A 9109-nucleotide genomic window follows, 5' to 3' on the forward strand; every position below is an offset into this window, starting at 1 on the left:
CACTCCCCCAACACCAACCCACGCTCACGCACCGTCAGCAGGTCCAGCTCGCGGACCAGGATGCGGGGCCGGGCGGTGAGCTGTTCCAGCAGGTGGACCAGGCGCTCGGCGTGCTGTTCGACGGTGTCGCGGTCGAAGACGTCGGGGCGGTAGGTCCACTCGAAGGAGAGCGCCGGGCCGGGGTTGGTGATGAAGATCAGCGGGAAGTGGGTGGCGTCGACGTCGATGACGTCCTGGACACCGAGGGACTCCCGGATGCGGTCGCGGACGCCCTCGTCGGCGGGGGTGTTCCGGAGCACCTGGAGGGTATCGAAGAGGCGGCCGAAGCCGGTGGTGCGGGAGATCTCGCCGAGGCCGACCTGGTGGTGCGGCAGCAGTTCGGTCTGCTCCCTCTGGAGACGGGCGAGGAACGCGGCGACGCTCTCCTCGCCGCGCAGCCGGGCGCGGACCGGGACGGTGTTGAGGAACATGCCGATGGTGCCCTCGATACCGGGCAGTTCGGCGGGGCGGCCGGAGACGGTCGCGCCGAACACCACGTCCTGGCGGGCGGTCAGACCGGCCAGCAGCAGGCCCCAGGCCCCGGAGAGCACGGTGTTGAGGGTCAGAGCGCGCTCGCGGGCGTAGGCGGCGATCCGGTCGGTGAGCTCGGCCGAGATCGGCAGCTCGACCTTCTCGGGCAGCAGTGCGGCCCGCTCGCGGGCCTGCGGGGCGAGCAGGGTGGGCTCGTCCAGGCCGGCCAGCGCCGTCCGCCAGGCCTCGCGGCCCTGCTGCTGGTCCTGGGCGCCCAGCCAGGCCAGGAAGTCCCGGTAGGGCAGCGCGGTGGAGTCCTGCACCGTGCCGGTACCGGTGAGGCCGTCGTGGCAGCGGGTCAGCAGTTCCTGCAGGAACAGGCCGGAGGACCAGCCGTCCCAGAGCAGCGCGTGGTTGGTGATCAGCAGGTGCTGGCGTCCGCCGGGGGCGAGCACCGACACCAGCCGCAGCAGCGGCGGGGCGGTGAGGTCGAAGCGGGTGAATGCCTCGGTCTCCTTGAGCCGCTGGAGTTCCGCCTCGGCGGCCGCCGGGTCGAGGCCGCTCAGGTCGACCTCGGTGAGCGGTACGTCGACGGCGCGCGGCACGAACTGGACCGGCCGGTCCAGGCCGTCCTGGAGGAAGCCGGCCCGCAGGTTGGGGTGGCGCTCCAGTACGGCGGTGACGGCGGCGCGCAGCACGTCCACCGGGACCCGGGTGGTGAGGGTGACCACGTCGCGGGAGGTGTAGACGTCCAGCGCCTGGTCGTCGTAGCCGGCCTCGAAGAGCAGGCCCTCCTGGAGCGGGGAGACCGGCCAGACCTCCTCGATCTCCAGCTTGGGCACCGCTGCCCGGACGACGGCGAGTTCGGCCTCGGTCGGCTCGGGCAGGGCCGGGATGGCGGGGGCCTGCCCGGCCGCGCCGCGCCGGTCGGCGACCGCGGCCAGCGCGGCCGGGGTGCGGCACTCGAACACGTCGCGCGGGCTGATCGACAGCCCTTCGGCGCGGGCGACGCCGATCAGCCGGATGGAGGCGATCGAATCGCCGCCGAGCCGGAAGAAGTCGTCCTCGGCGCCCGCCCCGGGCAGCGCCAGGACCTCGGCGAACAGGTCGCACAGCAGCCGCTCGGTTTCGGTCTCGGCGGCCCGCGAGGAGCCCAGTCCGGCGTACTCGAGGGCGTCGTCGGGCAGCGCGGCCCGGTCGGTCTTGCCGCTGACGGTCAGCGGGAAGCCGTCCAGCACCGCGAAGGCGGACGGGACCATGTACTCGGGCAGCCGGGCCGCCAGCGCGGTGTGCAGCGCGGCGCTGTCCAGTTCGGCGCCGGGGGCGGGGACGACGTAGCCGACCAGCCGCTTGACGGCGCCGTCGCGGACCAGGACGGCGCACTGCGCGACGCCGGGCTGCTCGGCGAGGGCGGCCTCGATCTCGCCCAGCTCGATCCGGTAACCGCGGATCTTGATCTGGTCGTCGGCCCGGCCCAGGTAGTCGAGGGTGCCGTCGGGGCGGCGGCGCACCAGGTCGCCGGTGCGGTACATCCGGCCGCCGTCGCCGAACGGGTCGGCGACGAAGCGTTCGGCGGTCAGGCCCGGGCGGTCCAGGTAGCCGCGGGCCAGCTGGCGGCCGGCCAGGTACAGCTCGCCGGGCGAGCCGGCCGGGACCGGGCGCAGCATCGCGTCCAGCACGTAGGCGCGGCCGCCGCGCAGCGGGCGGCCGATGCTCGGGGTGGCGCTGTCGGCGAGGTCGGCGACCAGCGCGTCGACGGTGTACTCGGTGGGGCCGTAGTAGTTGATCGCGGTGGTGCCGGGTTCGGCGCGCAGCCGGGTCCACAGCGGCTCGGGCAGCGCCTCGCCGCCGAGCAGCAGGACGCACGGGCGGTGGCCGCCGTCCAGCAGGCCGGAGTCGATCAGCTGCTGGGCGTAGGACGGGGTGTTGTCGAGCACGTCGATGCGGTGCTCGCGGGTGTACGCGACGACGGTCTCGGCGTCGCGCCGGTCGTCCTCGCCGAGCACGTGCAGTTCGTGGCCGCCGATCAGCCAGAGCAGCTGGTCCCAGGAGGAGTCGAAGGTGAACGAGGCCAGGTGCAGGGCGCGCAGGCGCTCGCGGCCGCTCGCCCGGACTGCGTCGGCGAAGGTGGTGGCGAGGTGGTCGTGGGCGAGGTTGGCGAGGCCCGCGTGCGGCACCACGACGCCCTTGGGGCGGCCGGTGGAGCCGGAGGTGTGGATGACGTACGCGGCCTGCTCGGGGTGGACCGGTCCGCCGCGCTCGGTGTCGGTGAGCGGGCCGCCGGGCAGGGCGGCGAGCGCGTCCAGGACGGCGGGGTCGTCGAGTGCGATGCCGCCGGGGAAGCGGTCGGCGAGGGCGCGGGTGGTGAGCGTCAGGGCGGGGCGGGCGTCGTCCAGCACCTGGGCGATCCGCTCGGCGGGGTGGTCGAGGTCGAGCGGCAGGTAGGCGCCGCCGGCCTTGAGGACGGCGAGCAGGGCGACCACGGTCCCGGTGGAGCGGGGCAGCGCCAGGGCGACGGTCCGCTCGGCGCCGAGGCCGCGGCAGAGCAGCAGCCGGGCGAGGCGGTCGACCCGGTCGGCGAGCTCGCCGAAGGTGAGCCGGTCGGTCGGGGTGACCAGGGCGAGGGCGTCGGGGGTGCGGGCCGCCCGGGCGGTGAACAGGTCGGTGACGGTGCCGGCCGGCACCGGGTGGTCGCCGCCGTCGAGGACCGCGCTCTCGGCGCCGAGCAGGTCGAGCCGGGCCAGCGGGGTGTCCGGGTCGGCGGCGAACGCGGTCAGCAGGGCGAGGAAGCGGTGGGCGATCCGCTCGGCCTCGGCGTGCTCGAACACGTCGGGGCGGTAGTCGAGTTCGAGCCGCAGCTCGGTGCCGGGCAGCACGGCCAGGCCCAGCGGGTAGTGGGTGGCGTCGCGGGCGCCGAGGCCGGTGATGGCCAGGCCCTCGGCGCCGCCGAGCGAGGCCTGGACGTCGTCGCCGCCGCCCTGGTAGTTCTCCACCACCAGCAGGGTGTCGAACAGGGCGCCCTCGACGGCGGACTGGCGCTGGATCGCGGCCAGGCCCAGGTGCTGGTGGGCCATCAGGGCGGCCTGTTCGGCCTGGACGGCGGCGACGGCCTGCGCGAGGGTGTCGCCGGCGCGGGTCCTGACCCGGACCGGCACGGTGTTGATGAACAGGCCGACCATGGACTCGGCGCCCGGCAGGTCGTCCGGGCGGCCGGAGACGGTGGTGCCGAACACCACGTCGGTGGCGCCGGTCAGCGAGCCGAGCAGCACGCCCCACAGGGTGTGCGCGAGGTTGCCGAGGGTCAGCCCCTCGGCCCGCGCGGCGGCGGCGACCTCGGCGGAGAGCGCGGCGGGCACCGTCAGGTGCACCGAACCGGCCTCCACGGCGGGCGTGTTCAGGCCGGGCGCGACCGGCCGGGCCTGGTCGAAGCCGTCCAGCGCGGTCCGCCAGGCGTTCTCGGCGGCGGCGGTGTCGCGGGTGGCGAGCAGCGCCAGGTGGTCCTTGTACGGGCGGACCGCGGGCAACGCCGCCAGGTCGCCGCCGGCTCCGTACAGCGCGAGCAGCTCGCGCACCAGGATCGGCATCGACCAGCCGTCCAGCAGCAGGTGGTGGCAGGTGATGACCAGCCGGGAGCGGTCGGCGCCCAGCCGCAGCAGGGCGAAGCGCAGCAGCGGCGGGGTGTCCAGGTCGAAGCGGTGCCGCCAGTCCTGGTCCATCGCGTCGCGGACGGCCGCGTCCCGGGCGGCCGGGGCCAGGCCGGTCAGGTCGAGCTCGCGCAGCGGGGTGTCGACGGCCCGCTGGACGAACTGGACCACCGCCTCGGGGTCCTCGTACCAGAAGCCGGCCCGCAGGTTGGCGTGCCGGCGCAGCAGCGCGTCGACGGCCGCGGCGAGCCGCGCGGTGTCGACCGTACCGGCCAGGTCCAGGTGGGACTGGACCACGTAGACGTCGCGGGCCTCGGCGTCGTAGAGGGCGTGGAAGAGCAGGCCCTCCTGGAGCGAGGACAGCGGGTAGACGTCTTCCAGGGTGGACTCGGTGGCGGGCTCCTCGGTCGGCTCGGCCTGGGTCGGGTTCTGGTCGTTCGTCACGGTGTTCTCGGTCCTGGAGGTCGGGGCGGGGAGGGGCACGGGGCGGTGGTCGGACGGGTTCATCGGCGCCTGCGCAGCCGGGATTCCAGCCGGTCGATCTGGGACTGCTTCAGGGTGACCAGCGTCAGGTCGGACGGGGTGACCCCGGCGCCGCCGGTGCGGGTGTGCACGGCGAAGGCGTCCAGCGCGGCGAACCACGCGTCGGCCAGCGCCGTCACCTCGGCCTCGGTGAGCAGGGCCTGCGGCCAGCTCCACTCGACGGCCAGTTCGGGACGGCCGTCCGGGCCGGCCTGGACCACCGCGTCGATCTCCAGCGGGTAGCCGGCCGGCATCGCCGGGTCGGGGCCGGCCGCGGCGGTGACCGCGGCGCGCTGCTCCTGCGGGGCGAACGGCCAGCCGCCGGCCACCGGGCCGGCCGGGCCGTCGGTGCGGCCGCGGTAGTTGAACAGCAGCTCGGAGCGCGGTGCGGCGGCGAGCAGCGGCGCGGTCTGCGGGTTGAGGTGGCGCAGCAGTCCGTGGCCGAGGCCGCGGTCGGGGACGGCCCGCAGCTGCTCCTTGACCTGCTTGAGGGCGCGTCCGGTCTCGGCTCCGCCGGTCAGGGCGGCGGCCGGGTCGACGCCGGCCAGGTCGAGCCGGACGGGGTGGACGGTGGTGAACCAGCCGACGGTGCGGGCCAGGTCGGGGGCGAGGGCGCCGGTGTCGGCGCCGCCGCGGCCGTGACCCTCCAGGTCGAGCTGCAGGGCCGGTGCGGCGCCCGGGCGGGCGGTGGCGACGCCGAGTGCAAGGCCGGCCAGGAGTACGTCGTCCACCCCGGCGCCGAAGGCCTGCGGCACGTCGGCGAGCAGCGGGGCGGTGCGCTCCGCGGGCAGGGTGCGGCGCAGGGTGCGCACGGTGGCGACGGTGTCGCGGGCCGGGTCGGCGGTGAGCGTGCCGAGCGGTCCGGCGGGGCCGGCCAGGGCGGTGCGCCAGTAGCCGGTCTCGGCGACCCGGGAGCGTTCCTGGGCGTGCGCCAGCAGGCGCTCCGACCAGGTCCGCAGGGAGTCGGCCTCCGGTTCCGGGGCGGGCCGGCCGCCGGCCGCGAACGCGGTGTAGGCGGCGGCCAGTTCGGGCAGCAGGGTGCGCCAGGAGACGCCGTCGACGGCGAGGTGGTGGACGGTCAGCAGCAGTCGGCCGTCCTGCCCGGCGCCGCCGTCGAAGTGGACGGCGCGCAGCACCCGGCCCGCGCCGGGGGCGAGGGCGGCGGCGGCCGCGTCGGCCTCCCGGGCGATCAGCTCGGTGCCGGTGCCCTCGACCACCCGCAGGGTGTCCGGGTCGGTGACGGCGGGGGCCTGGTCGGCGGGCAGGATCTCCTGGGTCCACAGGCCGTCGGTGGTGTCCAGGCGCAGGCGCAGCGCCGGGTGGTTCCCGGCGAGCGAGGCGAGCGCCCGGCGCAGCGGCTCGGCCCGCAGGCCGGCCTCCACGGTGAGCAGCACCGACTGGTTGAACCGGTCGATCGGGCCGCCGCGTTCGCGCAGCCAGTGCACGACGGGCAGCGCGGGCAGTTCGCCGTCGGCCGGGGCGGGCGGCGCCACGGCGGCGGTGGTCGGCGCGGCGGGCGGCTGTCCCTTGGCGGCGGCGGCCAGTGCGGCCGGGGTCGGGTACTGGAACACGTCCTTGGCGGCGATCTCCAGCCCGGCCTTGCGGGCCCGGCCGACCAGTTGGATGGAGACGATGGAGTCGCCGCCGAGGGCGAAGAAGTTCTCCTCCTCGCCGACCTCGGGCAGGCCGAGCACCTCGGCGAAGACCTTGGCCATCGCCTTGGCGGGGGTGTGGCCGGTGGTGGCGGCGGGTGCGGCGGCGCGGCCGGGGGCGGGCAGCGCCTTGCGGTCGAGCTTGCCGTTGACGCTGAGCGGCAGCGCGTCCAGCACGGTGACCACGGCGGGCACCATGTGTTCGGGCAGTACGGCGGCGACCGCGGCGCGGACGGCGTCACCGCTGACGGCGGTGCCGGCCTGCGGGACGACGTACCCGGCGAGCTGGCGGGCGCCGCCGTCGACCAGCGGGCGGGCGACCACGGCGGCCTGGCCGACGCCGGGGACGGCGGCCAGCGCCGACTCGACCTCGCCGAGCTCGATCCGGAAGCCGCGCACCTTGACCTGGTCGTCGGTGCGGCCGAGGTACTCGACCTCGCCGTCGACCCGACGGCGCACCAGGTCGCCGGTGCGGTACATCCGCCCGCCGTCACCGAACGGGTCGGCGACGAAGCGGCCGGAGGTCAGCGCCGGGCGGCCGAGGTAGCCGTCGGCCAGCTGGACGCCGGCCAGGTACAGCTCGCCGGGGACGCCGACCGGGACCGGCCGTAGCCGCCCGTCCAGCACGTGCAGCTTGGTGTTCCAGACCGGGCGGCCGATCGGGACGACCCCGGCACCGGCCCAGGCGCGGTGGTAGGTGACGTCGACGGCGGCCTCGGTCGGGCCGTACAGGTTGTGCAGTTCGATGTGCGGCCACAGGGCGGCGAACCGGTCGACGGCGGCGGCGGGCAGCGCCTCGCCGGAGCAGAACACCCGGCGCACGTCGGTGAAGCCGCGGCGGATCGCGTCCTCGCCCTCGGCGGCGCCGGTGAAGGCGGTCAGCATGGACGGCACGAAGTGCGCGGTGGTGACGCCGTGCCGGGCGGCCAGTTCGGCCAGGTACCCGGGCTCGCGGTGGCCGCCGGGGCGGGCCAGCACCACGGCCGCGCCGCTGACCAGCGGCAGGAAGAACTCCCAGACCGAGACGTCGAAGCTGGCGGGGGTCTTCTGCAGGATCCGGTCCTCGGGCGTGATGCCGTAGACCTCGCGCATCCAGTCCAGCCGGTTGACGATCGCCCGGTGGCCGACCAGCACGCCCTTGGGGCGGCCGGTGGAGCCCGAGGTGAAGATCACGTACGCGGGGTGGTCCTCGCCGGGCTCCTGCGGTTCGGCCTGCGGGCCCTCGCCGTCGACCGTGAGCACCGGGACGCCCTCGACCCGGGGCAGGCGGTCGGCCTGGCCGTCGACGGTCAGCACGCACACCGGCGCGGCGTCCTCGACCATGCCGGCCAGCCGCTCCACCGGGTACTCGGTGTCCAGCGGCAGGTAGGCGGCGCCGGACTTCAGGACGGCCAGCAGCGCGACCATCAGTTCGGCGGAGCGCGGCACGGCGATCGCGACGATCGTGCCCGGGCCGGCGCCGGCCGCGGCCAGCCGGCGGGCCAGCGCGTCGGCGCGGGCGTCCAGTTCGCGGTAGGTCAGGCGCTCGGCGTCGAGGATGACGGCGACGGCGTCGGGCGTGGCGGCGGTCCGCTCGGCGATCCGGGTCACCAGGGTGCCGGGGCGCACCTCGCGCTCGGTGGCGTTCCACTCCCCCGCGAGGCCGCGGCGTTCCTGTGCCGAGGTCGGCTCGATCCGGGCGGCGGGGCGCTCGGGCGCGGCCAGTGCCTGTTCCAGCACCCGCAGCAGGCGGGCGCCGAACAGCCCCGCGGTGGACCGGTCGAACAGGTCCTGGGCGTAGATCACGGTCAGGTCGGTGCGGGTGCCGTCGGCGGACTCCACGAAGGTGAACGCCAGGTCGAAGCGGGCCGCGTGCACCGGGTCGGGCAGCAGCGCGGTGCGGGCGCCGAGCAGGGCGTCCAGGCCGCCGGCCTCCTTGCGGTGCTGCACCATCACCTGGAACAGCGGGTGGCGGCCGAGCGAGCGCTCCGGGTTGACGATCTCCACCAGCCGGTCGAACGGCAGGTCCTGGTGGGCGAGTGCGCCGAGCACGGTCTCCCGGGAGCGGGCCACCAGGGCGTCGAAGCTCGGTTCGCCGGCGAGGTCGTGCCGCAGCACCAGCGTGTTGACGAAGAAGCCGACCACCTCCTCGACGGCCTCGTCGGCCCGCCCGGCCACCGGGGTGCCGAGCGCGACCTCGGTGGTCCGGGCGAGCGTGCCGAGCAGCAGCGCGGCGGCCGCCTGGGTGACCATGAACGGGGTGACGCCGGTCCGGTTGGCGTACTCGCCGAGCGCCGTGTGCAGTTCCGCGGGCAGCCGCAGCCGGACCGAGCCGCCCCGGCCGGTGGCCTCGGCGGGCCGGGGCCGGTCGGTCGGCAGCGCCAGCTCGGCGGGCAGGCCGGCCAGCTTCCCGGTCCAGTACGCGACCTGGTCGGCGGCCGGGCCGCCGGTCCCGGCGAGCAGTTCGGCCTGCCACAGCGCGTGGTCGGCGTACTGCAGCGGGAGCGCCGCGAACACCGGGGCGGCGCCGGTCAGCCGGGCCGCGTAGGCGCGGTCCAGGTCGCGCAGCAGCACGCCCTCGGACCACTCGTCGCCGGCGATGTGGTGCAGCGCGATGCTCAGCACGTGCCGGTCGGCGGCGCTGGACAGCAGGGTGGCGCGGACCGGGATCTCGGTGGCCAGGTCGAAGGCGTACGCCCCGGCGGCGGCCACCTCGCGGTCCAGCCGGTGGACCGTCACCTCCTGGGTGGTGAACGGCACTCCGGCCTGCGCCGGGGTCAGGATCCGCTGCCGCGGGCGCCC

General features: G+C 76.1%; 2 protein-coding genes. Both read right to left on the bottom strand.

Annotated features, from left to right (window positions below):
* Window positions 1-4598: non-ribosomal peptide synthetase (locus AA75_RS06580; protein ID WP_158515450.1), on the bottom strand; the 4598-nt coding region annotated here is incomplete at its 3' end.
* Window positions 4599-4657: 59 nt separating this feature from the next.
* On the bottom strand, window positions 4658-9109 hold a 4452-nt coding region (locus AA75_RS06585; protein WP_149037980.1), incomplete at its 5' end, for a non-ribosomal peptide synthetase.

The sequence above is a fragment of the Kitasatospora sp. MBT63 genome (assembly GCF_000710465.2).
Taxonomy (GTDB): domain Bacteria; phylum Actinomycetota; class Actinomycetes; order Streptomycetales; family Streptomycetaceae; genus Kitasatospora.